Below are 24,894 nucleotides of genomic sequence, written 5' to 3'. Positions count from 1 at the left end.
AGGATGCCATGGCCGGCCTCGAGCAATATCATGCCAAGCGCGATTTCCGCAAAACCGCCGAGCCGGCCGGCAAGGTGCCTCGGCGAAAGAAAAGCGAGGCGGGCGGCATCTACGTCATCCAGAAGCACGCCGCTACCCGCCTCCACTACGATTTTCGGCTGGAACACGAAGGCGTGCTGTGGAGCTGGGCGGTGACACGCGGCCCAAGCCTCGATCCGCATGAAAAGCGGCTGGCCGTGCATGTCGAGGACCACCCGATCGACTACGCGTCCTTCGAGGGAACCATCCCGAAGGGCGAGTATGGCGGCGGCTCGGTCATCGTCTGGGACGACGGCCGATGGATTCCGGACGGCGACCCGGCCGAAGGCATGAAGAAAGGCCATATCGATTTCGAGCTCGAGGGCTACAAGCTGCACGGGCGCTGGCATCTGGTCAGGCTGAAACCCCGTCCCGGCGAAAAGCGCGACAACTGGCTGCTGATCAAGTCCGACGATGCCGCCGCCCGTCCCGGCGAGGACATCCTCAAGGACCAGCCGCAATCGGTGAAGTCCGGCCTGACCGTCGAGGAGGTCGGCGAAGGCAAGGCGGCCAGGGGCGCGAAGCCGAAGGTCTGGCACTCCAACAAACCGGCCGCTCGCAAGGCTAAGGCCGGGCACGCCAAGCGCCTGGAGTTCATCGAGCCGCAGTTGGCGACACTGGAAAAGAATGCGCCCTCAGGCGACGATTGGCTGCATGAAGTAAAATTCGACGGCTACCGCATGCAGGCGCAGATCGCCGGCAGCGAGGTCAGGCTGCTGACGCGCGCCGGCCTCGACTGGACGGAAAAATTCGACGGTCCGGTCACCGCGGCGCTTGCCGGCTTGAAATGCCGCGACGCCGTCATCGACGGCGAGGTCGTCGTGCTGGCCGACAGCGGCATATCGTCCTTTCCGCTGCTGCAGGCTGACCTTTCGGCCCGCCGCACCGGCCGCTTCATTTACTACGTCTTCGATCTGATGCGGCTCGACGGCGAGGATTTGCGCCGCGAGCCGCTGGTCGAGCGCAAGCAGGCTTTGGCCGAACTGCTCGGCGAGCAGCCGGAGAACTCGGCGCTGCGCTTCAGCGACCATTTTTCCGAGCCCGGCAAGATCATCCTGCAGCATGTCTGCCGCATGGGCCTCGAAGGCGTGGTCTCGAAACGCGCCGACGCCCCGTACCGCAGCGGGCGTGGCCTCACCTGGATCAAGTCGAAATGCACGCTGCGCCAGGAATTCGTCATCGGCGGCTATCTGCCCTCGGACAAGACCGGGCGCGGCCTGCGCTCGCTCTTGGTCGGTTATTTCGAGGGCGGCAAGCTCAATTATGCCGGCCGTGTCGGCACCGGCTTTTCCGGCAAGGTGATGACGGATCTGAAGAAGAAGCTCGACGGCCTGAAGGCGAAGGACTCGCCGTTCTCGGCGGCCGTGCCGAAGGGCAAGGGCCTCACCTGGGTCAAGCCCGAGCTGGTCGGCGAAGTGGAGTTTCGCAGCTGGACATCCGACCGTATAATCCGCCACGCCTCGTTCCAGGGATTGCGCGAGGACAAGCCGGCGGAGGAAGTCGTGCAGGAGAAGCCGAAACACGCCGACGGCAAAGCCGGAAGCGAAACAAAGTCGAGCAGCGGCAAGGTAGCAACCAAGGCGTCGGCCGGAACCGCGATGACCTCGATAAAACTCTCGCATCCCGACAAGCTTTTGTGGCCCGACGAAAAGGTGTCCAAGCAGGATCTGCTCGACCACTACGCCCTGGTCTGGCCGCGCATGGAACAATTCGTCGTCAACCGGCCGCTGAGCCTGGTGCGGGCGCCCGACGGCATCCATGGTCAGCGCTTCTTCCAGAAACATGCCTCGCCCGGCATGAGCGACAAGATCGCCAGGATGAAGGATCCGACCGACGGCGAGGAGATCCTGTTCATCAAGGACTTCGACGGGCTTGCGGCACTCGTCCAGTACGGCGTTGTCGAGGTCCATATCTGGGGCTCCACCATCGACCAACTGGAAAAGCCCGACCAGATCATCTTCGACCTCGACCCTGACGAAGGCGTCGATGTGAAGGCTGTGCGCAAGGCGGCGCTCGACATCCATAAGCAGCTCGACGAGCTGTCGCTGCCGAACCTGGTCAAGACCTCCGGCGGCAAGGGCTATCACGTGCTGGTGCCGCTTAAAGCGTCGGCGGACTGGGACGAGGTCAAGGATTTTGCTCATGACTTCGCCCGCGCCCTGGAGCAGGCATCGCCCGACCGCTACACGGCGACGCTGTCGAAGAAGGCGCGCACGGGCAAGATCTTCGTCGACTATCTGCGCAACGGTCGCGGCTCGACCACGGTGGCGCCCTACTCGTCGCGCGCCAAGAAGGGCGCGACGGTATCGATGCCGGTGACATGGCCGGAGCTTGAAAAGGGTCTTGCGCCCAACGCCTTCCCGCTCGGCGACGACACGACGTTGAGTGAGCTGAAGAAGGCCGATCCGTGGAAGGATTTCTTCAAGCTGGGGAAGGTGTTGAAGCGGGGGTAATTTTCAATGCCGAGGGACAGCGCCCCCCTCTGTCCTGCCGGACATCTCCCCCTCAAGGGGGGAGATTGGCAGCTTCGGCGCAGGCGACTCTCCTGCAACATTGGCTATTGGCGAAGAGCGGCGTGACAGCTGATCTCCCCCCTTGAGGGGGAGATGCCCGGCAGGGCAGAGGGGGGCGCCTCACGCCGACATTGCGTGGTTATCATTGCGGCGCAGCCCTACGCCAGAAACACCCTCTCGAACGCCTGCTTGCCCTTCGGCGAGAACACCACGGCGCGGCTGTCCTTTTCGCGCCGCGCCCATTTCTCGGCGATGATCTTGTCGAGGATGGCGGCGCCCAGCGTGCCGGCCAAGTGCGATCGCCGCACGCTCCAGTCGAGGCAGGCGCGGCACACCGGGCGGCGCGCCTTGGCATGGATCTCGATGCCGAGCGCGGAAAAATGCGAGACGCCGGATGGTGAGAGCCTGATCTCGTTTTCTTCGCGCAGCAGCAGCTTTCTGTCGACCAGGCGGTCGAGCATCGCCACCGCCTGCTCGCCGGCGAGATGATCGTAGCAAACGCGGGCCACGCGCATCGCAGCATCGCGCGGTCCCGGCCGCACCCGCTTCGGGCCGACCGCCTCGGCGACGCCGATGATCGCCTCGATCATGCCCGCCACCTGCGGGCCGGCGAGGCCGTAATAGCGGTGCCGGCCCTGGCTCGCGAGCGTCAGCAGCCCGCCATCCATCAGCTTCGACAGATGCGAGGAAGCGGTGGGGAGCGACACGCCGGCTTCCAGCGCCAGTTCCGATGCGGTCAGCGCCGTGCCGCCCATCAGCGCGTTGAGCATGTTGGCGCGGGCCGGATCGCCGACCAGGCCGGCGATGCGGGCGATGTCCGGTCCTTCACGCATGGTTCGATCTCCATCGAAGCATTCCCGCAACGAAAGCACTATTCTCGGGTCAGCTCAAGCAGTGCGGCAAACGCTCCTGACACGAGAATGCCTAGCACACCGAGTGAAGCGATGTTTCGACCGCGGTCGAACCATCGTCGCCAATAGCCAACCGACGAGGAGACCGAGAATGACCATCACCTGCTTCATCCGCTACGAGATCGACCCGTTCGGCAAGGCTGCCTTCGAGCAATATGCGCGCGCCTGGGGCCAGGCCATTCCGCGCTGCGGCGCCGACCTAATCGGCTATTTCGCGCCGCATGAGGGTTCGGCGACCACGGCTTACGCCGCCTACAACATCGAGAACCTCGCCGCCTACGAAGCCTATCGCGCCCGGCTTGCCGCCGACCCCGCCGGCAAGGCAAACTACGAGTTCGCGCGGCGCGAGAAATTCATCCTCAAGGAGGATCGCGTCTTCCTGAAACTGGTGTCGGGACCGCATGGCCCACGACAGGTCTTTCAAACTGACGTCACTGTCAGGGAAGGGATAGAGGCATGATCGCTGTCATCTTCGAGGTGGAGCCGGCCGAGGGAAAACGCGATGCCTATCTCGGCATCGCCGCGGAGCTCAGGCCCCTGCTCGAGAGCATCGACGGCTTCATCTCGGTCGAGCGTTTCCAGAGCCTGACCGACCCGAAGCGCGTGCTCTCGCTGTCGTTCTGGCGCGACGAGGAAGCGGTGAAGTTCTGGCGCAACACGGAGGAGCATCGCCAGGCGCAAAAGGCGGGACGCGGCGGAATTTTTGCCGGCTATCGTCTGCGCATCGCCCATGTCGTGCGCGACTATGGGCTCAACGAAAGGGCTGAGGCGCCACAGGACAGCCGGGCGGTGAACGGGTGAGTGAAATCGCCGAGCTCGGCGCTGCCCCTCACCCTTACCCTCTCCCCGTGAAAAACGGGGAGAGGGGATCGCCAGCGCTGGAGCTTATCCCTTCTCCCCGTTTTTCACGGGGAGAAGGTGCCGGCAGGCGGATGAGGGGCAGCGCGAACCTTCCCAGTTACGCATTCCCGATCAGCACGCCCGCCGCAAACACCAGCGCGCCGCCCAGCACCACCTGGAAGGCGGCGCGCCAGAAAGGCGTCTGCATGTAGCGGTTCTGGATGAAGGCGATCGCCCACAGCTCGAAGAACACCACGATCGCGGCGACGATCGTTGCCGTCCAGAAATAGGGGATGAGGTAGGGCAGCGCGTGGCCGAGCCCGCCCAGCGTCGTCATGATGCCGACCGTCAGACCGCGCTTCACCGGCGAGCCGCGTCCCGACAGCTTGCCGTCGTCGGAGGCCACTTCGGTGAAACCCATCGAGATGCCGGCGCCGATAGAGGCGGCGAGGCCGACGAGGAAGGTCTGAAACGTCTGGTGTGTGGCAAACGCCGCGGCGAAGATCGGCGCCAGCGTCGACACCGAGCCGTCCATCAGCCCGGCCAGCCCCGGCTGCACATAGGTGAGGATGAACTGGCGCTGCTCGGCGCTCGCTTCCTCCACCTTCACCGCGCCCGGCACGTGCTCCTGCTCCAGTTCATGCGCGGAATTCTCATGGCCGAGCTCGGCCGCGGCCAGTTCGTCGAGCAGTTTTCGGGTCGAAGCATCGGTGGTGCGCTTGGCCGCCTCGACATAGAAGCGGTAGGCCTGCCGCTCCATGTCCTCGGCCTGGCGGCGCACATGCTCGATGCCGAGTGGCCGCACCAGCCAGTCCGGCTTGCGCTCGTAATAGCCCTTCACATGCTCGCGCCGGATCAGCGGGATGCGCTCGCCGAAGCGCTTGCGGTGGAGCTCGATGAGGGAATCGCGATGGCCGTCTTCCTCCTCGGCCATCGCCTCGAACACCTTGGCCGATTGCGGAAAATCTTGCGCCAGCCCGTCGGCATAGGCGCGGTAGATGCGTCCATCGTCCTCTTCGGAAGAGATCGCCAGCGCCAGGATCTCCTGCTCCGACAGCGAATCGAAGGAGCGGCGGCCGAAGCCGAAAACACGGGAAAGCATGAGGAAATCACCCTAGTTTAGAATAGTTCTAAACTAGGGACTCGTAAGGCGAGGGTCAATCACGGACGTCGTCGGGCGCACGGAATTCGTCGGTCCGGCGACGCACCCTTCATTATTGCCGAATGTTCACCTATATGAAGCGCATCAGCCCAAATCCAAGGAAACAAGGCATGACGGAAAAGAAGCCCCCGCATTCGTTCGACGTGAAGCCCGTTCTCGATCTCATCGCCGGCATCGAGGCCGACCTGCAGCGCCTCAAGGGCCTGGTCGAGCAGCAGGCCGAGAAATTCGATCCGGCCAATCCGCACAACAAGACGCCGGACGGCAAGCTGACCGGTGAGGGCGTCGAGTGCTGCTACCGCATGTTCGACGAGGGCAAGTCGCGCTATACGGTCGCCCAGCAGATGAAGATCTCCTTCGCCGCCGCCACCCACCGCTTCAACAGCTGGCGCAAGCTGGGCGGCAAGAAGAGGGCAAGGACGTTGTTGGGGTGAGCGGCTGCCGAGAGACGGCCAGAGGGTCGTCTCACCGTGGCGTACTTCAGGAAGGGCGTCGGCGCTAAAGCTGCCAATCTCCCCCGCAAGGGGGGAGATTACGCGCTTCGCCGTCTGTCGCATCCCAAACATTGTCTCCATCACATTTTTTCGTTGGCGCGCCGGCATAATTTCCGGGCAGCATAGGTTCACCGTTTTTCCGCGAGACCACACCCATGACCACTCTCCCCGGCATCTCCGACATCCACGCCGCCGCCGCGCGGCTTTCCGGCCTGGTCGTGGAAACGCCGCTGATCGAATCGCCGGAGCTCAACAAGCGCCATGGCGGCCGCATCCTGTTCAAGCCGGAGACGCTGCAGCGCACCGGTTCCTTCAAGATCCGCGGCGCCTACAACAAATTGTCGTCGCTGAGCGAAGAGGAGCGCAGCCGCGGCGTCGTTGCCTTTTCTTCCGGAAATCACGCGCAAGGCGTTGCCGCTTCGGCCGCCATGTTCGGCGTCAGGGCGGTCATCGCCATGCCTGTCGACGCGCCGGCGCTTAAAGTGGGCAATGTCCGCAAGATGGGCGCCGAGGTGGTGCCGTTCGACCGCTTCAAGGACGACCGCATGACCGTCGTTCGTCCCTATATCGAGAAGGGCATGGTGCTGGTGCCGCCCTTCGACGATCCGGCCATCATTGCCGGCCAGGGCACCATCGGGCTGGAGCTGATGAGGCAAGCGAAGGCATTGGGCGTCAGCCTCGATGCTGTCGTCGTGCCCTGCGGCGGCGGCGGTCTGTCGAGCGGCATTTCCGTCGCTGTCAAGGATGCTTCGCCGGGCACCGCAGTCTGGGCGGTCGAGCCGGAACATTTCGACGACACGCGCCGCTCGCTCGCCAAGGGCGAAAGGGTCCCGAACGAGCCCGGCCACACCTCGATCTGCGATGCGCTGCTTACCGCCGAACCCGGCGCCATCACCTTCGAGATCAACCGCAAAAATCTCGCCGGCGCCATCGCGGTCTCCGACAGGGCCGCCGCGCAAGCGATGCGCGACGCCATGGCCCATCTGAAGCTGGTGGTCGAGCCCGGCGGCTGTGTCGCGCTCGCGGCGCTGTCATCCGGCGAGATCGACCTCGCCGGCAAATGCGTGGCGGTGGTGCTTTCCGGCGGCAATGTCGATTTCGGCACTTATGCGCAGATCATGGCCACGGCCTAAGAGGTGCAGCGGCCCCACGCTGGAAGTGCCGCGCTTGAGCACCCCCCTCTGTCCTGCCGGACATCTCCCCCGCAAGGGGGGAGATCAGCTGTCGCCGCCGCTTTCGCCAATCTCCAACGTCACAGGAGAAGCGGAGCGCCGGAGCTGCCAATCTCCCCCCTTGCGGGGCAGATGCCCGGTAGGGCAGAGGGGGGTGCTGTCCCGCCGGCCTTAGGCTTTTGTGTGCAAGAAGTCTTCGGTGACTTCAATCCAGCGTCCGCCTGAACCGCACCAGCGCCACGCCGGCAAACAACGCCACGAACACCACCAGCCAGCCGATCTCGGTCGCCACCGCCGGCAGCTCGGCGCCCTTCAGCATGACGGCGCGGGTGATGCGCAGGAAATGCGTCAGCGGAAAAATCTCGCCGAAGATCTGCGCCCAGCCCGGCATGCCGCGATAGGGGAACATGAAGCCCGACAGCATGATCGAGGGCAGGAAGAAGAAGAAGGTGAGCTGCAGCGCCTGCATCTGCGTGCGTGCGATCGTCGAGATCGTGTAGCCGAGCAGCACCAGCGCCAACACGAACACCAGCACCGCCGACAACAAGAGCGACAGCGAGCCCATGAAAGGTATCGAAAACAGAAGCTTCGCCGCCGCCAGCACCACCACCACCTGCACCGCGCCGACGACCAGATAGGGCAGCACCTTGCCCAGCATGATCTCAAGCGGACTGGAGGGCATAGCGAGCAGATTTTCCATCGTGCCGCGCTCGGTCTCGCGAGTCAGCGCGATCGAAGTCATCATCACCATCGTCATCTGCAGGATGACGCCGAGCAGGCCGGGAACGATGTTGTATTGCGAGATGCCTTCCGGGTTGTAGCGGCGGTGCACCACGACATCGAGCTGGCCGCGCGCCGCCTCCTTGGCCGCTTCCTGCATGCCCTGCGCTCTCAGCAGCGCCTGGCCGGCAACGGTGCTCAGCGTCGAGATGGCGCCGCTGGCCACCGCCGGGTCGGTGGCGTCGGCCTCGATCAGGATCTGCGGGTTGTCGCCGCGCTCCACCCGCCGCGCGAAATCGGCTGGGATGGTGACGACGAAGGCGACGTCGCCGCGCGCCATCAGGAACTCGGCTTCGGCAGCGCTTTGCGCCACATGGTCGAAACGGTAGTAGCCGGTCGTCTGCAGCGCCGAGACCATCGCCCGCGTATAGGGATCGCTGCTGGTCGCGACCAGCGCGGCCGGCAGGCTCTTCGGATCGTTGTTGATGGCATAGCCGAACAGCACCAGCTGGATCAGCGGCACGCCGAGCATCATGGCGAAGGTGATGCGGTCGCGCCGCATCTGGATGAACTCCTTGATCAGCAGCGCGCCGAGTCTCGCGAAGGAGAAGACCGCTCTCAAGCCATCTTTCATGCCATGTTGTCCTTCGAGCCGGACATGAACTGGATGAAGACGTCTTCCAGGCTGGTCTCGCCCGGCGTCACCGTCACGCCCTTGTGTTCCTTCTCGACATCGGCAAGCGCCTTTTCCAGCGCCGCCTTGTCGGAGCCGACGACATGCAGCGTCGCGCCGAACGGCGCCACCTGATCGACGCCGGGGCGGCCCTGCAGCGCCTCGGCGACCTGGTCGAGACGCGGTCCCTGCAGCACGAAGGTGGTCAGGCCGGCATTCCTCACCACCTCGTCCACCGTGCCGGTGGCGAGCATCTTGCCGTAGGAGATGTAGCTGATGCGGTGGCAGCGCTCGGCTTCGTCCATGTAGTGGGTGGAGACGAGCACCGTCAGTCCGCCGCTCGCCAGCCTGTGGATCTCGTCCCAGAACTCGCGCCGCGCTTTCGGGTCGACGCCCGCCGTCGGCTCGTCGAGCAGCAGCAGTTTCGGCTGGTGCATAATGCAGGCGGCCAGAGCCAGCCGCTGCTTCCAGCCGCCGGAAAGCGTTCCGGCCAGCTGGTTTCGGCGCGTCGCCAGGCCGAGATCCTGCAGCGTGCGCGACACATAGTGCTCGACCGGCCTCAGCCGGTACAGCCGCGCCACGAATTCGAGATTTTCGCCGATCGTCAGATCCTCGTAGAACGAGAACTTCTGCGTCATGTAGCCGACTTCGCGCTTGATCCTCAGCGCATCGGTAAGGATGTCGAACCCCAGCACCGTGCCCTCGCCCTCGTCCGGCGTCAAAAGCCCGCACATGATGCGGATGGTCGTCGTCTTGCCCGAGCCGTTCGGCCCGAGGAAGCCGACTATCTCGCCCTCGGCGACCGTCATCGTCACATGGTCGACGACGGTCTTGTCGCCAAAGCGCTTGACCAGTCCGCGGACGTCGATGACGCTCATTTTCCGAGGTCCGCCCCGAGGTCCGCCAAGTCGACATCGACGATCTGGCCGGGCTGCAGCGGGCCGGCACCGCCCTCCGGCCGCGCCTCGACCAGAAACACCAGCTTCTGCCGGTTCTCCAGCGAGTAGATCACCGGCGGGGTGAATTCCGGATCGGGCGACACATAGCTGACGCGCGCCTTCACATCCGGCCCGCAGCCGTCGCAACGGACGCTGAGCAATGTGCCGACCTTGACCGAGGAGAAGGCGGCCTCCGGCACATAGACGCTGAGCTTCACGGCGCCGTCCGGCAGCATCGAGAGCACCGGCGCGGTCGGTCCGGCGGTGTCGCCCGGATTGCGGATGACATCGTTGACGCGGCCGGGGGAAGGTGCCGTCAGCACGCGCTTCGACAGGCGCCACTCGGCCTGTCCCAGTTCCGATTGCGCCTGCTTGACCTGGTTCTCGGCCGCCTTGATCGTCTCGGCCCGCGCCGGCAGGCCGCCGACGGCGAGGTTGGCCTCCGCCTGGCCGACCTGCGCGTTGGCCGTCTCCAGCGAAGCCGAAGCGGTGTCGTAGTCGGCCTGCGTGCCGGTGCCGCGCTTGTAGAGGTCGCTGGCGCGGTCATATTTGCGCTTGGCGTCGGCGGCCTGCGCCTTCGCCATGTCGACCTCGGCCTTGAGCACCGCTATCTCTTCCGGGCGCTTGCCGACCTGCAGATCGGCGAGCTGGGCCTTAGCCTGTGCGAGTGCTGCCTCAGCCTGCACTACGGCGATCTTGGCGTCGGCGCTTTCCAGCGTCACCACCGGAGCACCCGGCTCGACGCGGTCGCCGCGCGTGACGGCGACCGTCTCGACCTGCGCCACCTCGATCGGCGCGAGCAGCACGTATTCGCCCTCGACATAGCCGACGGCGAGCGGCGCCGCCGGCGCGCAGGCGCCGAACAATTGCGCCGCAAGCGGCAGGGAGCAGAGAAAACTCATGATTTGCCCTTCCTGCCGGCGGCCGGCACACGCGCCGCCAGCATTGCCCTGAGGTTGTCGGTCGCGACCGCCACGACCTTGGCGGCCTCTTTGTCGCCGATCTCGCGCCAGCCCATCCTGCGCATCACCGCCTCGCGCCCGATCCGGAAATAAATGACCTGGCCGATAACGGTGAACACGGTGAGCTTGGTATTCTCGCTCTCTGCCGGCTCGCCGGTCGCCTGTTCCCAGATCTGGCAAAGCCGGCGATGCGTCGGCTCGAAAACGCCGGCATAGATGCGGTCGAGAGCCGCCGTCGGGTGCGACAGCTCGCGGAGTACGAATTGTACGATCTCGCCGGCCTGGGGGCTTGCCACGACAAAGCCGACCATCCGCTCCAGCGCGGCAAAGAGTTGCGCCCGTGCGGCTTCCGGGTTTGAGGCCGCGGCCGCTTGGGGCGCACCGAGCGCCTGGCCAGCGATCCCCTGGATGGTCTCGACGATGAAGTCGGCGGCGGCGGCGCGTAAACCTTCCTTGCCGCCGAAATGATAGGCGATGGAGCCGATATTGGCCTTGGCCTCGGCCGCGATCTCGCGCGTCGAGGTGCCGTCGAAGCCCTGCCGTCCGAACAGCTTGAGCGCGGCATGGACAAGCGCCGCGCGCGTTTGATCGGCGGGAGAGGCCTCGCGTTGTGGCCTTTTGACGTTCGTTTGCTTGCCCATGACATTAGTTTAATCAATCGATTGATTAAAGTCAAATTGAATCCCGACTCGGCTTGCCATCTCCGTCCGCGCGGGCTTTAGTGCGCGGCCATGGGCAAGGAAGTCGAGCGCAAGTTCCTGGTCTCTGATCCCGCTTGGCGTAGCCTGGTCGAGGCGGATATCCGCATTCGCCAGTTCTACGTCGCCGCGCAGCCCGGCCGCACGGTGCGTGTCCGCATCAGCGACGGGCGTTCCGCCGAGCTGACGTTGAAGTTCGGCGACAGGGCGCGCGAGCGCGACGAGTTCGAATATCCGATCCCTCTACACGAGGCCGAGGAATTGATGGCGTTCGCCATCGGGCGTGTCATCGAGAAGACACGCCACCATGTTAGACACCGTGGCTATCTCTACGAAGTCGATGTGTTCGGCGGAGTGCTCTCGGGGCTCGTGGTCGCGGAGCTGGAGACGCCGGAGGACGTACCTGACGAAATGCTGCCCGACTGGCTCGGCCGCGAGGTCACCGGCGAACAGAAATTCTACAACGCGTCGCTGGCCCTCGGGGAGATTCCGGAGATCGCCGCATGAGCTTTCGCATCGATCCGCGCTTGCCGCTGACCGGCGAGGTCAGGCGCATATTGGCCGACGAGATTGGCAGGGCGCTCGGCCATCTTGAGACGGCGCGCGACAAGCCGGAACAGGGACTGCACAAATGCCGCAAGCGGCTGAAGAGCATCCGTGCCTTGCTGCGCCTGGTTCGTTCCGGAGACGAACCGTTCTGCCAGACCGAAAACGAATGTTATAAGCAGGTGTCGGCGCTGCTTTCCGGCCCGCGCGAGGCCACCGCTCTCATCGAGACCATCGACCGCCTGGCGGATGCCTTTCCGGAACAGACCGCCGGCGGCGGTCTCGACCCCGTCCGCGATCGGCTGCTGCTGCGCCAGCATGAGCTCCATGCCGGTCCCGGCCTCGATGCCGCCATCAATGCCGCCGTCACCGCCTGCCAGGAAGGGCTGGAGCGGATCGACAAGCTGGCCCTGCCCGACCAGCCCGAGCAGGCTGCCGACATCCTGGCCGAAGGCGCCCGCGCCACCTTGCGGCGGGCGAAAAAGGCGCTGGACAAGGCCGGCTCGCGCGGCGAGGCCGATGACTTTCACGATCTGCGCAAGGCGGCCAAGACGCACTCGATGCATCTGTCGCTGCTCGGCCGCCTGTGGCCGACGCCGATCAAGGCGCGCCGCAAGGCCGTCGACAAGCTTGGCGAGCTGCTCGGCGAACTGCATGATGTCTTCGTCATGCGCGCGCTGCTCGACGCCGATGGCGAGCCGCTCGGCCCGCCGGAAGATACGAAGCTTCTGCGCAAGCTCCTGAAACGCTCGGAAAAGAGCCTCGGCAAGGCCTGCCTTGCCGATGCCGCCGACTTGTTCGGCGACAGCCCCAGGCGCTCGGCCAAAAAGCTCGCGCGCAAGGCGCGCGACGATCTCGCCGGCCAGCGGGAAGACGCAGCCGCGGCCGTCGGCTGACTTGGAGCGAAAATCCGGTCTCTCCCAGGGCTATGTCAGGCAACAAACTCCGGTCGCATATCCCATCCCTAACCCTCCCGCAGGGGAGGAAGATTTTTTGCGGCCGCCAAGGCTGACGAAACCATCGATGACTGGTTCCTTGCGGAGATGTCATCAAGTCCCGCCTGAAAATGCCTGCAGTCGCGTCAGCACCAGATCCGGAGCTTCAAGCTGAGGCAGGTGGCCGACGCCAGGCAGCGTTTCGAACGACGCCTGCGGGATCAACGCATGAAGCGCTTTGCCTCGCTTCAGCGGAATCCATGGATCGTCCTCGCCCCAGATTATCTTTACCGGACAGCGTATGTCCCCAAACATGGGCTCGACTTCGGCGGTATATCTTTCATCGGCTTGCGCGAATTGGCGATAGAAGCTCGCGCGCCCTTCCTCGGAAAGCCACGGCTCGACAAGCTTCTCGAAATCTCCGGAATCGATGTCGTTTACGATGGCTCCCTTGATGTAGGCCTCTACGACCGCTCTGTGGATATGCGGCGGCAGGCCCCGAAAGGCATCCACATGGCGACCCACATGATCGAAGAACTCCGATCCCCAAGGGCGCATCGCGACAACATTCATCAGCAGATACCGGTCGAAGTCGCAGCCATGCAGCAAATGCGCCCGCAGCGTTGTCGCTCCACCCATATCGTGCGCAATGACGATGGGACGTTCGATATCCCAATACGCAAGCATCTCGGCGAATATCTTTCCTTGCACATCGAGTGACGTGCGCTGCCCCGCATCCTTTTCGGATTGCCCGTATCCAGGCATGTCATACCAATGGACGCGATACCGCCTTGCAAGGTCCGGGATGATCCGATGCCATGAGAACGAAGACCAAGGCCAACCATGAGCCAGCACGAGTGCAGGCCCGCTACCAAGTCGACCCGCTGCCACTGTGCCCGCAGATGTACGCACGGTCTCATCGAGTTTCCACGACATCCAATACTCGCCCTGGTTTTCTAGACTGCGGGTACCAAGCGCTAGATTTCAACTATTACGCCGGGAGCGGTCGTCTTCCTTTCACCCCGCCACCCGCCCGGGCACCCGCATCCCGCGGGTGCGGCCCGATCGGCATGATCGCCGGAAATGGCGTCGCCCCGAAGGCAAAGGTCCATTTGTAACCGATGAGCTGGTCTTCCGGCGTGGTGTGCTGGTCGTGGTGGGCAAGCAGCCTTGCGCGTTCCGCCAGGTCCTCCGCCTCCCGCCGCACCATTTCCGCCGTCTCCGGCCGCATCCGCCGCGAGAAGCTGACGAAGGTTGCCTGCCGTTCCATATGGCCGATCGCCCAGCCGATGAAGTTCTTGTTGGTCGTCTCGAAATGCGGCTTCAGCGGCCCCTCGAAATCCCATTGGATCGGCGTCTCCACCAGCAGCCTCGCCGACAGGCCGCGCCCGAGCGCCACCAGGCCGAGCTCTTCCAGATCGCGCAGATAGAGGAACATCGAGGCCTCGCTCAGGCCTTGCGAGCGCATGATGCCTTCGGGCGTGAATTTTTCCGACAGCATGATGAAGACGAAGAGCAGCGCCGGCCGCGCCGCCAGTTTGCGTTCGATCTCCGGCGCGACGTGGTTGGCCGGTCCCGGCCCCCGGTTCATCGAACCCAGCACATTCTCCAGTTCCACTTCCGCCGCGGCGCAGATCTCCATCAGCCGGTCGAGCTTGCAGTTCCGCTCATGGAAGATGCGCTTCACCGTCGGCTCGGATACGCCCATGCGCTCGGCCAGCGTCCGGTAGGTCAGGCCCTTGGCCTTCAGCGTCCGTTTCAGCGCCTCGAAGATCGGACCGTTCATGGAATGCACCTCATCTGCGCGAATTCGTATCGATCTTCGATACTAGGCTTGAACCGTCTTCCAGGAAAGTATCGAAAAACCTAGCTCTCCGCCGTCATCACAGGAGAGCACTCATGAAAACCCTCATCGCTTCGGCCCTTCTCGTCATCGTCGGCATCGCAACGGCTCCCGCCGTCCAGGCCGGCGAGATATGGCGCGCATCGGGCTTCGAACAGCCGGAATCGGCGCTTGTAGACGCCGCCAACAAGCGCATCGTCGTCTCCAACATCGTCGGCAATCCAGGCAAAGCGGACGGCAACGGCTATTTGTCGCTGCTGTCCATGGACGGCAAGGTCGTCGCCAGGCACTGGGTGGACGGCATGGACGCGCCCAAGGGCATGGCGATCTCGGGCGGCAAGCTTTACGCCGCCGACATCACCAAGGTTCGCATCGTCGATCTCGCCAGCGGCAAGCTGGTCTCCAGCATCGACGTGCCCGGCGCCGTCTTCCTCAACGACATGACGGCCGATGCCTCGGGCAAGGTCTATGTCACCGACATGCTGGCCGACACGATCTACCGCATCGACGGCGGCAAGCCGGAGCTGTTCGTCAAGGATGCGCTGCTCGCCTCGCCCAACGGCGTCTTCGCCGACGGCGACCGGCTGATCGTTGCGTCCTGGGGCAAGGGCATCAAGCCCGACTTCAGCACCGCGGAGCCCGGCGGGCTGCTGGCGGTCGATCTCGCCGGCAGGAAGGTGACGCCGCTGCCCGGCGCCCAAAGATTCGCCGATCTCGACGGCGTCATCGCCATCGGCGACACTATCTACGCCACCGCCTACATGACCGGCACGCTCTACAGCTACCGGGCCGGCGGCAAGCCCGAGGTTGTCGCTTCCTTCAAGCCGGGCAGCGCAGACATCGGCACCGACGGCAGCTCGACCATCTATGTCCCGCTGATGAACGAAGGCGAGGTGACGGCTCTGAAGATCGACTGAGAGCGGGCGGGAACACGCTAACCGAGATTGGACCGCCATATCGACGGCGCTGCCATCTGGCCACGCCGTCCGCCCCGGGATATCGGGCTGCGATCCCATTTCATGAGCGAAGCCGTGAAGACATCCAGCCTTACCGGCGCCGTTTCCCCGACGATCCCAGTGCTGGTATGCGCGCTGGCGATCTTCCTGCTGTCCGGGATGGACGCGGCAATGAAGTCGCTGGTCATTGCGGTGGGCGTCTACAACACGGTGCTGTGGCGCAGCATGGTCGCGACCCTGGTCGCGGGCGCGGCCTGGTCGGCAGGGCCGCGCTCGAAGCCGACCCTTCCGGTGCTGGGGCTGCATGCGCTGCGCGCCGCGATTGTCGGCATCGTCCTGCTCTCGTTCTTCTGGGGTCTCGCCAGGCTGCCGCTCGCCGAGGCGATCGGGCTCAGCTTTGTCGCGCCCCTGTTTGCTCTTTTCCTCGCCGCGCTGCTGCTGGGCGAACGCATAAGGCGCCAGGCCGTGTGGGCGTCGCTGGCCGGCATCGCGGGCGTCGCGATCATATTGGCCGGTCAGTTCGGCCAGGCCGGGCATTCGCAGGATGCCCTGCTCGGCACGGCAGCGGTGCTCGCATCGACGGTGTTCTATGCCTACAATCTGATCCTCTCCCGGCAACAGGCGCTGTTGGCCAAGCCGATCGAGATCATGCTGTTCCAGAACCTCTGCCTCGCAATCATCCTTGGTCTTGCCGCGCCGTGGCTCGCCGTTGCGCTGCCGAGGGACCTCTGGCTTCCCCTGGTCGGGGTGGCGTTGCTGTCGCTTTCCGGCCAGTTCCTGATGAGTTGGGCCTACGCCCGCGCCGAAGCGCAATATCTGATCCCGACGGAATACTCGGCCTTCATCTGGGCGATCGCGCTCGGCTGGTTTTTCTTCGGCGAGGAGGTGGCCTGGACCACGCTGGCAGGGGCGTGCCTGATCGTCGCCGGCTGCCTGATCGCTGCGCGCGCAAATCCGAAACTTGCCGAGCCGATCGAAGCGGCGGTTTGAGAAGCATCTCACTGGCCGGCAAATCCCGGATGCCGCCACGGTTTGATGTCGACTGCGGCTCGGCCCTGCGGTTTTGCGCCGCGATAGACTTGAGGCGCGCGCCTCCGCCTCCGCGCTCGCTCGCATCATTCAATACATCACTCCGTGTCCGCCATCACCTTGCGCCGCTGCAGCAGGCGCGCCGCAAGCCAGCACAACATGGCCCAAGCGAAGCCGGCGCACCAGCCGGCAAGCACGTCCGACGGCCAATGCACGCCGAGATAGACGCGGCTGGTTCCGACCAGCACCGTGACGAGCACGGCCAGGGCGAGCACGAAGATCTTGGTCCTGCGGTCCGGCAGGAAGCGGGCCGCCAGCGAGCCGAGGGTAAGATAGGTCACCGCCGACAGCATCGCATGGCCGCTGGGGAAGGAGAGCGACGTCTCGTTGACGAGATGCGAGACGAGATCGGGCCGCGGCCGGTAGACCTCGAACTTGAGCAGGCTGGAAAGCACCTGTCCGCCGGCGACGGCCACGAACATGAGCAACGCCGTGGTAGGACGCCGGATCAGCAGCAGATAGACGATAACCGCGCTGGTGATCAGCACCAGGACGGCGGAACTGCCGAGCGCGGTGACGTCACGCACCGCGCCTTCCAGCCAGGGCGGACCGATCGGACTGTCCGGCTGCCCGGCATGGCGGAAGGCGAGCAGGATTTCCGTGTCGAAGGCGTGCGGAGCGGTGGCGCGCGCCACCTCCATGAGCTCGACCAGGCCCCATAGACCGCCGGCGATCACCAGCCCGGCCAGCAGCACCGGGAATTCTATTCTGTTGAGCAGCGCGTTGGCGGTCGATTTCATTCGGAGGGTCCAGCTATAGCCGCTGCATATAGGGCCCGAGCGTGATCAGCGCGACGGCGGCGATCGCCAGCACGACGCCGGTGGCCTGCAATGCATTCAAACGTTCGCCGAAAAAGACCAGTGCAACGACGTTCACCGACACCAGTTGGATCACCGCCGACAGGCTGAACGACACCGACATGCCGAATTCTCGGATCAGCCTGAGCATTATCAGATTGCCCGCGGAATAGAGCGCGAGGGTCAGCAGGATCTTGGCCAGGCTCGGCGCCAGCCCCCATTGCTTGGCCGCCATCGCCGCAAAAAGGAAGATCACCGTCGAAACGCCAAGCTGCGTCAAGCCCCAGAAACTCACGTTTCATCCCCTCTCGAAGCGGCCTTCGCCGCGCCCGTCGCCGTCCTTGTTTCCCAAGCGCGTGGAGCCGTCAAGCCGAGCAGTGGAGGACAAGAGCGAAGGCCGCGGCCAGCCCCCTTCTCCCCGTCATTATACGGGGAGAAGGTGCCGGCAGGCGGATGAGGGGCGGCGCCAGCGTTGGCCATCAGCATTACACGCCGGGCGTTGTCCTTGCTTGAAGCGATCGTCACGGCGCCTCTGTTTGCTAGGTCGGCTCCGCCCCTCATTGCCCTGCCGGGCATTTCTCCCCGTATAGTGACGGGGAGAAAGGGCCGACATCGACGGCTTCGCCAATCACCGGGTGGTACGTCGAAGCCATGTCACGAAAATGTGATCGGCTGCCTTTAGGGATCGACGGGTCACAGTTCCAGCCACCTCAAGAAGCCAGAGGACAGCCCATGACCCAATCCCCTGAAACCCGCTTCCGCACCAGCCAGCTCGAGGAGAATGACGGCCCGTCCGTCAACCCCACCGACAACCGCACCATGGGCGAGATCATCGCCGCGCGCTTCTCGCGCCGCGGTTTCCTGAAGGGTTCGCTGGCCGTCTCGGCCATCGCCGCCACCGTCAGCCCGCTGGCGCTCGTCGCCGCCGACGAGGCGCGCGCGACCGAGGGCTCCGCCTTCAAATTCGACGAGCTCGAAGCCGGCATCGACGACAAGCATCATGTCGCCCCGGGCTACGATGCCGACGTGCTCTTGCGCTGGGGCGATCCGTTGTTTGCCGATTCGCCGGAATTCGATCCGGTGAAGCAGTCGGCCGAGGCCCAGGCCAGGCAGTTCGGCTACAACAACGACTATGTCGGCTATATCCCGATCGACGGCTCGGCCGAGCATGGCCTGCTGGTCGTCAACCACGAATATACCAATCCGCATTTGATGTTCCCGGGCATCGTCAAGATCGTCGAGAAGGATGGCAAGAAGGCCGCCGAGCTGGCGCCGCTCAGCAAGGAGCAGGTCGATGTCGAGATGGCCGCTCATGGCGGCACCATCGTCGAGATCCGCAAGGAAGGCGGCAAATGGCAGGTGGTGCGCGACGGCAAGCTCAACCGCCGCATCATGTCCACCACCGAGATGGCGCTTTCCGGTCCGGTCGCCGGCCATGACCGCGTCAAGACCAATGCCGACCCGTCCGGCACCAAGGTCATCGGCACGCTCAACAACTGCGCCGGCGGCGTCACGCCCTGGGGCACCTATGTGATGGCCGAGGAAAACATCCACGGCTATTTCTCGGGCGAATTGCCGGAAGGCCACAAGGAGGCCGCCAACTACAAGCGGCTCGGCATCCCGGAAGGCGCCTATGAATGGGGCGCGCATTACGACCGCTTCGACCTCGCCAAGGAACCGAACGAGCCCAATCGCTTCGGCTGGATCGTCGAGGTCGACGTCAACGACCCGAATTCGGTGCCGCGGAAGCGCACCGCCATGGGCCGCTTCAAGCATGAAGGGGCCGAATCGATCGTCGCCAGGGACGGCCGTGTCGTCTTCTATCTCGGCGACGACGAGCGCTTCGACTATGTCTACAAGTTCGTCACCGCTGGTAAGTTCAATCCCAATGACCTCGCGGCCAACATGAACCTGCTCGACGACGGCACGTTGCATGTGGCGAAGTTCGCCGAGGACGGCTCGGTCGAATGGATGCCGATCGTGTTTGGTCAGGGCCCGCTGACGGCGGAGAACGGCTTCGCCGGCCAGGCCGACGTGCTGATCGAGACGCGCCGCGCCGCCGACCTGCTCGGGGCCACCAAGATGGACCGGCCGGAAGACATCCAGCCCAATGCCGGCAACGGCAAGGTCTATGTGATGCTGACCAACAATTCCAAGCGCAAGTCAGACCAGGTCGACGCTGCCAACCCGCGCGCCGAAAACGTCTTCGGCCACATCATCGAGATCGTCGAGGATGGCGGTGATTTCGCCGCCACCAAGGGCAAGTGGGAAGTGCTCTTGAAATGCGGCGATCCTTCCGTTGCCGATGTCGGTGCCACCTTCTCGACGGCGACCACCGCCAATGGCTGGTTCGGCATGCCGGACAATTGCGCCGTCGATTCGGCCGGCCGGCTCTGGGTCGCCACCGACGGCCAGGGTCCGAAAGCCACCGGCCGCACCGATGGCCTGTGGGCGGTCGACACGGAAGGCGCCGCGCGGGCGACGTCGAAACTGTTTTTCCGCGTGCCGATCGGCGCCGAAATGTGCGGCCCGCTGTTCGCCCCGGACGACCAGACCGCCTTCGTCGCCGTCCAGCATCCGGGCGACGGCGGCGAGGACTGGGAGGCCTTCGGCCGCCCCTCCTACTATGAGGACCTGTCGACCCGCTGGCCGGACTTCAAGCCGGACATGCCGGTGCGGCCTTCGGTCGTCGCCATCACCAAGCAGGGCGGCGGCAAGATCGCGGTTTGAGAGACAGAGACTCTGCGGCAAGGGCACCATCGCTGACGTTGGGGATTGGCCGAAGCCTCCCCAACGTCGTCATCCCAGGGCGAAGCAGGAGCGAAGCTCCGTCGCGGAGACCCTGGGATCCATTCCGTTACCTCGGACGCAGGGCGCAGCGGAGCAGAATTCTGCACCGTCGCAGCGCCTCGAAGTCACGGAATGGATCCTCGGGTCTACGCGCCCGCTTCGCCCGTGGATGACGAAGCCATCGCGCCTTCGAGCCAATCTCCTAGGTCAACTATCCCGCGCGTTGCACCACCGCCATGTTCAGGGTGGTTCTCAGCCGGAAGCCGATCGACTCGTAGAGCCTGACGGCAGCGACGTTGCTGTCATAGGCGTGGAGATAAGGAACCTCGCCCCGCGCCATGATCCGGTTCGCCACGAAGAGCGACAGCAGCCTGGCAAGGCCGCCGCCGCGGAAATCCGGATGCGAGCAAACGCCGCTGAGTTCGGTGTAGCCGGGCTGCTTCATGCGCTCGCCGGCCATCGCCGCGAGCCTGCCGTCGATCTTCACGCCCCAGAACTCGCCGAGGCTCAAGGCCTCCAGCGTGAACGGACCTGGCTTGGTGAGCGACGCCAGAGCCAGCATCTCGGCGGCATCGGCCTCGGTCAGCTGTTGCACGCGCTCATCGGACACTGTCCCAACCGGCTGCTCTGCGACCATCTGCACCAGCGACGCCGTCGAAATCGCGGCAAGCTCCGCAGGCAGGATGATTTTATCCGTCTGAACCAGGATGGCGCTTTCAAGCGGTGGGAGCAGCTTGCCCAGGGCCCGCAGGCTTTCGGCATCGTCCGCCGCCGTGGCGGCGAAAGGAACGATCGACGGCCGGTACCGCCGGGCGAGGCTGCCGCCTTCCGCGAAGGCCTGATGGCGCGTCGCGAGCGCGCTCCAGATGGGACGGTCGAGAACGTGTTTCATGGCACACCAGCCTTCTCGGCACGGCGATCGAGCGGGGTTGCGGCCAACCGATCCTCGATGGCGGCGAGCTGACCAAGCAGCGGCCCGGAGAGGTCCGCGCACAATTCCGCGACCGCGTCCTCGATGCGCGGCCAGACGTCACGCTTCGCGGTGTCGACCAGCCGCTGGCCGTTCCGCGACAGCGAGACGATCCTGCGCCGCTGGTCGTCGTTCGATTGCGTGACCTCGACCAGGCCCAGTTCGGTCAGCAGCGACACGCTGCGCGTCACGCCCGGCTGCGCGATGCCGAGAGACTGCGCCAGCTCGCCGACCGGCAGCGGCCCCAGCCTGTCGAGCGCGGCGAGCAGAGGGTACTGGCTCGACTGGACACGCACATCCAAGCGGTCGAGCACGCGCTGCGTGTCGGCCTGCAGTTGCTCGCCAATGCGCTTCAGCCGGCTGCCGAGGCAGAGAAAGCCGAGAGATCGCAAGACGTCTTCCATGGCCGAGCTGTCCGAACAAGGAACTATAACTTGATATATAACATTGCATAGAACTCGGCAATATGCCTTCGCGGCGCAAGCTGATCGGTGCCGATCGCTGCATCGGACGGCAGACATTTCCTCTTCATTCGCGGCCGATAGCATCCTATATGGCGCTGGCGCGACATGACCGACAATCGGTCGCGCCAAGGCGACTGATTCGAGCCCGTGGGCTGCGGGTCTGTGTTCATCGGCACGCGGAAGCTCATGCCCTCCCTGCGCAAACATATCGACAGGTTACTTGAAGGCGCGGCGCCCAAGGTGCCGCGCCGCGAGCTGACCCATCTCGAGCGCCTGGCGATGGTTCGGCGGCACGGCGACTTCTCGCTTGCCTATTCGACCGCCGTGCAGCAAAAACTGTCCTATTTCAGCGACGGCGACGGCTACATCGCCTTCGGCAGCAAGATGAAGCACCATTTCGCGCTTGGCGATCCGGTGGTCGATCCGTCGGAGCGGCCCGGCTACATCAAGCGCTTCGTCGAGGCCGCCGGCGGCCCCTGGTTCGTGCAGATCGGCGCCGCCACCGCAAAGGTGCTGGCCGGCCTCGGCTATCAGGTCAACCGGCTGGGCGTCGACACCAGGCTGCAGCTGCCGGCGCATGACTTTTCCGGCAAGCGCAACGAAACCGTGCGTTATTCCGAGCGCTGGCTGGCGAAGAAGGGCTTCACCTTCGCCGAGGACAGAAAAAACATGCTCCTCGACGAGGTTTCGCGGCTTTCCGAGAACTGGCGCGGCGAGCGCATCGTCAAGCGCTGGGAGATGGGCTTCCTCAATCGCCCCTTCGCCGACCATCTCGGCGCCGACATGCGCCGCTTCGTCCTGCACGGTCCGGAGGGTGAGCTCGTCGCCATCCTCGATTTCGATCCGCTGTTCAGCGACGGCAAGGTCATCGGCTACACCACCGCCTTCAAGCGCAAGCATGTCGACGCCACGCCGCATTCCGAGATCGGCCTGACCAAATTCGCCGTCGACCGTTTTCGCGAGGAAGGCATTTCGGTCGTCACGCTGGGTCTGTCGCCACTGCTCGATGTCGAGCCGAGCGGCTTTGCCGAATCGAGCTTCTGGCGCGGCGCCTTCCAGCGCGCCTACGAGTCGCCCTGGGTCAACCGCTCGCGCTTCAATCTGCAGGGCCAGGCCGCCTTCAAGCGCCGCTTCCATGGGCTGGAGGAGCCGACCTACGTCGCCTTCCGCAGAGGCACGCTGATGGAGATGCTGGGGCTGCTGCGGCTGATCAAGGCGATCTAGGTCCGTCGATATTCAGGTGATGCCGGCCTGCAAATGGCGGTCTCCTGCGCTTCCGGTGCTCACGTACTTAAGTACGCTCCGCTCCGGTTCTCGGAGACCACCATTTTCGACTCGGCCTAACCTGAATCTCAACAGACCTAGTCGCGGCTCAAAGGCAACGTTTCCGTTCAATTCCTCAACCGATATCCGGTCCTGAAGATCCACGCCACGATCGCGATGCAGACGGCCAAGAACACCAGCGTCATGCCGAGGCTGACGCCGACCGAGACGTCCGCCTTGCCGTAGAAACTCCAGCGGAAGCCGCTGATCAGGTAGACGACCGGGTTGAACAGCGTGATCGTCTTCCAGATGCCGGGCAGCATATGGATCGAATAGAAGCTGCCGCCGAGGAAGGTGAGCGGCGTGACGATCAGGAGCGGCACCAGCTGCAGCTGCTCGAAGGTCTTGGCCCAGATGCCGATGATGAAACCGAACAGGCTGAAGGTCACCGCCGTCAGCACCAGGAAGGCGATCATCCAGAACGGGTGCTCGATTCTGAGCGGCACGAACAGCGACGCCGTCGCCAGGATTATCAGGCCGAGCATGATCGATTTGGTCGCAGCACCCCCGACATAGGCGAGGATGATCTCCAGATAGGAGACCGGCGCCGACAAAAGCTCGTAGATCGAGCCGACGAATTTCGGGAAATAGATGGCGAAGGAGGCGTTCGAGATCGACTGCGTCAAAAGCGACAGCATCATCAGCCCCGGCACGATGAAGGCGCCGTAGCTGATGCCGTCGATCTCGGTGATGCGCGAGCCGATCGCCGAGCCGAAGACGACGAAATAAAGCGACGTCGAGATGACCGGCGAGATGATGCTCTGCAGCACCGTGCGGAACGCGCGCGCCATCTCGACCCGGTAGATCGCCCAGACCGCACGAAGATTCATGGTCGCGCGCAGGTTCATGGCTCTTGCCTCAGAAGATTGACGAAGATCTCTTCGAGCGTGCTGTTCTTGGTGTCGAGATCGCGGAACTGGATGCCGGCGGCCTCGAGATCGCGGATCAGCGAGGCGACGCCCGGCCGGTCGCTCTGGTTGTCATAGGTGTAGGTGAGCTGCTCACCATCCGGTGACAGCTCCAGCGGATAGCGCTCAAGGCCATCGGGGATGGCCTTGAGCGGCGCCCGCAGCTCCATCGTCATCTGCTTGCGGCCGAGCTTGCGCATCAGCTCGGCCTTGCCTTCGACCAGGATGATCTCGCCGCGATTGATGACGCCGACGCGGTCGGCCATCGCCTCGGCCTCTTCGATGTAATGCGTGGTGAGGATGATGGTGACGCCATCCTCGCGCAGCCGCCGCACCATCGCCCACATGTCCTGGCGCAGCTCTACGTCGACGCCGGCCGTCGGCTCGTCGAGGAACAGAACGCGCGGCTCGTGCGACAGCGCTTTGGCGATCATCAGCCGGCGCTTCATGCCGCCGGAAAGCGTGATCGCCTTGGCGTCCTTCTTGTCCCACAGCGAGAGATCGCGCAGCACCTTCTCGACGAACTCCTTGTTCGGCGCCTTGCCGAACAGGCCGCGGCTGTAGTTGACCGTCGCCCATACCGTCTCGAAGGCGTCGATGGTGAGCTCCTGCGGCACCAGCCCGATCAGGCTGCGCGCGGCGCGGTAGTTCTTGCCGATATCGTGGCCGTCGACGGTGACGCTGCCCGAGGATCGGTTGACGATGCCGCAGACGATCGAGATCAGCGTCGTCTTGCCGGCGCCGTTCGGCCCGAGCAGCGCAAAAATCTCGCCGCGCTCGATATCGAGGTTGATTTCCTTCAGCGCCTTGAAGCCGGTGGCATAGGTCTTGGTGACACCGGATATCGAAATGATTGATGGCATGGCTGAAAACGGCTGCTGAAAGGGTGCTTTGGATTTTTATTGCGCTGAATGTCGGTGCGCGAGGCAGGAAGTCAATGCCGCTCCTGACAATTCAATGCATGTCGCCCAAAAGTGCGCAGCGGTTTTGGGATAACGACATGCATCAAGACAAAGGCTTAACAGGCCGCTGCAAAAGTCGCGCCCTTTTCGATTTTGATGACATTTATCGGATTGGTTTTGTCTGATCGGGCTGGATTTTGGCTTTTGCGG

Annotated in this window: 26 protein-coding genes; 12 read left to right on the top strand and 14 right to left on the bottom strand. The window is 64.3% G+C overall.

Features of this window, described 5'->3' with window-relative positions; all coding sequences use genetic code 11:
• Nucleotides 1–8 precede the first annotated feature (8 nt).
• Nucleotides 9–2,531 carry a DNA ligase D gene (gene ligD / locus ABID26_RS30250; RefSeq protein ID WP_292374779.1) on the top strand — a complete coding sequence of 841 codons (2,523 nt, stop codon included), beginning with the start codon at nt 9–11 and terminating at the stop codon, nt 2,529–2,531.
• A 218-nt stretch (nt 2,532–2,749) separates the two neighbouring features.
• Here the strand turns inward: ligD and ABID26_RS30245 are convergent, their stop codons facing one another.
• The gene (locus tag ABID26_RS30245) at nt 2,750–3,424 is read right to left on the bottom strand and encodes an ArsR/SmtB family transcription factor (protein ID WP_126096959.1); all 675 of its coding nucleotides are present in this window, start codon (nt 3,422–3,424) and stop codon (nt 2,750–2,752) included.
• Between the two features lie 169 nt (nt 3,425–3,593).
• Here ABID26_RS30245 and ABID26_RS30240 point away from each other — a divergent pair, with 169 nt between their 5' ends.
• Together ABID26_RS30240 and ABID26_RS30235 are read left to right on the top strand one after the other, a co-directional pair.
• The gene (locus ABID26_RS30240; RefSeq protein WP_292303388.1) at nt 3,594–3,962 is read left to right on the top strand and encodes an NIPSNAP family protein; all 369 of its coding nucleotides are present in this window, start codon (nt 3,594–3,596) and stop codon (nt 3,960–3,962) included.
• A complete protein-coding gene (locus tag ABID26_RS30235; RefSeq protein WP_126096957.1) occupies nt 3,959–4,303 on the top strand; it encodes an antibiotic biosynthesis monooxygenase family protein in 345 nt (114 codons plus the stop codon). Before ABID26_RS30240 ends, ABID26_RS30235 begins: the two co-directional genes overlap by 4 nt.
• A 157-nt stretch (nt 4,304–4,460) precedes the next feature.
• Here ABID26_RS30235 and mbfA read toward each other — a convergent pair whose 3' ends face one another.
• A complete protein-coding gene (mbfA, locus tag ABID26_RS30230; RefSeq protein ID WP_292304289.1) occupies nt 4,461–5,444 on the bottom strand; it encodes an iron exporter MbfA in 984 nt (327 codons plus the stop codon).
• A gap of 170 nt (nt 5,445–5,614) precedes the next feature.
• Between mbfA and ABID26_RS30225 the strand changes: the two genes are divergently transcribed.
• Both ABID26_RS30225 and ABID26_RS30220 read left to right on the top strand, forming a co-directional pair.
• Nucleotides 5,615–5,938: a hypothetical protein gene (locus ABID26_RS30225; RefSeq protein ID WP_126096955.1), complete on the top strand. Its 324-nt coding sequence runs from the start codon at nt 5,615–5,617 to the stop codon at nt 5,936–5,938.
• A gap of 215 nt (nt 5,939–6,153) precedes the next feature.
• Complete coding sequence (locus ABID26_RS30220; RefSeq protein ID WP_126096954.1) at nt 6,154–7,131, top strand: threonine/serine dehydratase; 978 nt, start codon at nt 6,154–6,156, stop codon at nt 7,129–7,131.
• Nucleotides 7,132–7,375: 244 nt separating this feature from the next.
• Here ABID26_RS30220 and ABID26_RS30215 read toward each other — a convergent pair whose 3' ends face one another.
• Genes ABID26_RS30215 through ABID26_RS30200 form a run of 4 tightly spaced genes read right to left on the bottom strand, consistent with a single transcriptional unit; the run spans nt 7,376 to nt 11,104 of the window.
• Complete coding sequence (locus tag ABID26_RS30215) at nt 7,376–8,512, bottom strand: ABC transporter permease (protein ID WP_126102478.1); 1,137 nt, start codon at nt 8,510–8,512, stop codon at nt 7,376–7,378.
• A gap of 8 nt (nt 8,513–8,520) precedes the next feature.
• Nucleotides 8,521–9,441, bottom strand: coding sequence for an ABC transporter ATP-binding protein (locus tag ABID26_RS30210; RefSeq protein WP_126096953.1), 921 nt, complete (start codon nt 9,439–9,441; stop codon nt 8,521–8,523).
• Nucleotides 9,438–10,403: an HlyD family secretion protein gene (locus ABID26_RS30205; RefSeq protein ID WP_126096952.1), complete on the bottom strand. Its 966-nt coding sequence runs from the start codon at nt 10,401–10,403 to the stop codon at nt 9,438–9,440. The genes ABID26_RS30210 and ABID26_RS30205 overlap by 4 nt, the downstream gene beginning before the upstream one ends.
• The gene (locus ABID26_RS30200; RefSeq protein ID WP_126096951.1) at nt 10,400–11,104 is read right to left on the bottom strand and encodes a DUF1956 domain-containing protein; all 705 of its coding nucleotides are present in this window, start codon (nt 11,102–11,104) and stop codon (nt 10,400–10,402) included. Before ABID26_RS30200 ends, ABID26_RS30205 begins: the two co-directional genes overlap by 4 nt.
• Nucleotides 11,105–11,194: 90 nt before the next feature.
• On the opposite strand from ABID26_RS30200, the gene ABID26_RS30195 reads away from it, so the two are divergent.
• Entirely contained in the window at nt 11,195–11,668 is a 474-nt protein-coding gene (locus ABID26_RS30195; RefSeq protein ID WP_126096950.1) for a CYTH domain-containing protein, read from the top strand.
• Nucleotides 11,665–12,603 (top strand): CHAD domain-containing protein, encoded by a 939-nt coding sequence (locus ABID26_RS30190; RefSeq protein WP_354417338.1) that lies wholly within the window; start codon nt 11,665–11,667, stop codon nt 12,601–12,603. Before ABID26_RS30195 ends, ABID26_RS30190 begins: the two co-directional genes overlap by 4 nt.
• Before the next feature lie 153 nt (nt 12,604–12,756).
• On the opposite strand, the gene ABID26_RS30185 is transcribed toward ABID26_RS30190, so the two are convergent.
• On the bottom strand, nt 12,757–13,578 hold the full coding sequence (locus ABID26_RS30185) for an alpha/beta fold hydrolase (RefSeq protein ID WP_292345353.1): 822 nt from the start codon (nt 13,576–13,578) through the stop codon (nt 12,757–12,759).
• Between the two features lie 55 nt (nt 13,579–13,633).
• Nucleotides 13,634–14,428: a helix-turn-helix domain-containing protein gene (locus ABID26_RS30180; RefSeq protein ID WP_126096947.1), complete on the bottom strand. Its 795-nt coding sequence runs from the start codon at nt 14,426–14,428 to the stop codon at nt 13,634–13,636.
• A 113-nt stretch (nt 14,429–14,541) separates the two neighbouring features.
• On the opposite strand from ABID26_RS30180, the gene ABID26_RS30175 reads away from it, so the two are divergent.
• A complete protein-coding gene (locus ABID26_RS30175) occupies nt 14,542–15,402 on the top strand; it encodes an NHL repeat-containing protein (protein ID WP_292345355.1) in 861 nt (286 codons plus the stop codon).
• A gap of 102 nt (nt 15,403–15,504) precedes the next feature.
• Complete coding sequence (locus ABID26_RS30170; protein ID WP_292345357.1) at nt 15,505–16,431, top strand: DMT family transporter; 927 nt, start codon at nt 15,505–15,507, stop codon at nt 16,429–16,431.
• Between the two features lie 137 nt (nt 16,432–16,568).
• Here the strand turns inward: ABID26_RS30170 and ABID26_RS30165 are convergent, their stop codons facing one another.
• Entirely contained in the window at nt 16,569–17,270 is a 702-nt protein-coding gene (locus ABID26_RS30165; RefSeq protein ID WP_292345359.1) for a phosphatase PAP2 family protein, read from the bottom strand.
• A gap of 13 nt (nt 17,271–17,283) precedes the next feature.
• Nucleotides 17,284–17,622 carry a hypothetical protein gene (locus ABID26_RS30160; protein ID WP_292345361.1) on the bottom strand — a complete coding sequence of 113 codons (339 nt, stop codon included), beginning with the start codon at nt 17,620–17,622 and terminating at the stop codon, nt 17,284–17,286.
• 437 nt (nt 17,623–18,059) lie between these two features.
• On the opposite strand from ABID26_RS30160, the gene ABID26_RS30155 reads away from it, so the two are divergent.
• Nucleotides 18,060–20,057 (top strand): PhoX family protein, encoded by a 1,998-nt coding sequence (locus tag ABID26_RS30155; RefSeq protein WP_292304992.1) that lies wholly within the window; start codon nt 18,060–18,062, stop codon nt 20,055–20,057.
• Nucleotides 20,058–20,328: 271 nt separating this feature from the next.
• Here the strand turns inward: ABID26_RS30155 and ABID26_RS30150 are convergent, their stop codons facing one another.
• Nucleotides 20,329–21,009 carry a GNAT family N-acetyltransferase gene (locus ABID26_RS30150; RefSeq protein ID WP_126096942.1) on the bottom strand — a complete coding sequence of 227 codons (681 nt, stop codon included), beginning with the start codon at nt 21,007–21,009 and terminating at the stop codon, nt 20,329–20,331.
• Nucleotides 21,006–21,491 carry a MarR family winged helix-turn-helix transcriptional regulator gene (locus tag ABID26_RS30145; protein ID WP_126102477.1) on the bottom strand — a complete coding sequence of 162 codons (486 nt, stop codon included), beginning with the start codon at nt 21,489–21,491 and terminating at the stop codon, nt 21,006–21,008. Before ABID26_RS30145 ends, ABID26_RS30150 begins: the two co-directional genes overlap by 4 nt.
• 246 nt (nt 21,492–21,737) lie before the next feature.
• On the opposite strand from ABID26_RS30145, the gene ABID26_RS30140 reads away from it, so the two are divergent.
• Nucleotides 21,738–22,775, top strand: coding sequence for a phosphatidylglycerol lysyltransferase domain-containing protein (locus ABID26_RS30140; protein WP_292304629.1), 1,038 nt, complete (start codon nt 21,738–21,740; stop codon nt 22,773–22,775).
• A 167-nt stretch (nt 22,776–22,942) separates the two neighbouring features.
• On the opposite strand, the gene ABID26_RS30135 is transcribed toward ABID26_RS30140, so the two are convergent.
• Together ABID26_RS30135 and ABID26_RS30130 are read right to left on the bottom strand one after the other, a co-directional pair.
• Nucleotides 22,943–23,704, bottom strand: coding sequence for an ABC transporter permease (locus ABID26_RS30135; protein ID WP_126102476.1), 762 nt, complete (start codon nt 23,702–23,704; stop codon nt 22,943–22,945).
• A gap of 14 nt (nt 23,705–23,718) precedes the next feature.
• A complete protein-coding gene (locus tag ABID26_RS30130; protein ID WP_126096940.1) occupies nt 23,719–24,645 on the bottom strand; it encodes an ABC transporter ATP-binding protein in 927 nt (308 codons plus the stop codon).
• On the opposite strand from ABID26_RS30130, the gene ABID26_RS30125 reads away from it, so the two are divergent.
• The gene (locus tag ABID26_RS30125) at nt 24,639–24,869 is read left to right on the top strand and encodes a hypothetical protein (protein ID WP_292304628.1); all 231 of its coding nucleotides are present in this window, start codon (nt 24,639–24,641) and stop codon (nt 24,867–24,869) included. The two genes, ABID26_RS30130 and ABID26_RS30125, sit on opposite strands and share 7 nt — an antisense overlap.
• Nucleotides 24,870–24,894: the final 25 nt, after the last annotated feature.

Source organism: Mesorhizobium shonense (assembly GCF_040545255.1).
GTDB lineage: Bacteria > Pseudomonadota > Alphaproteobacteria > Rhizobiales > Rhizobiaceae > Mesorhizobium > Mesorhizobium shonense.
Note: the sequence above shows the minus strand (reverse complement) of the source record. Positions and strands in the feature narration are given on the sequence as shown.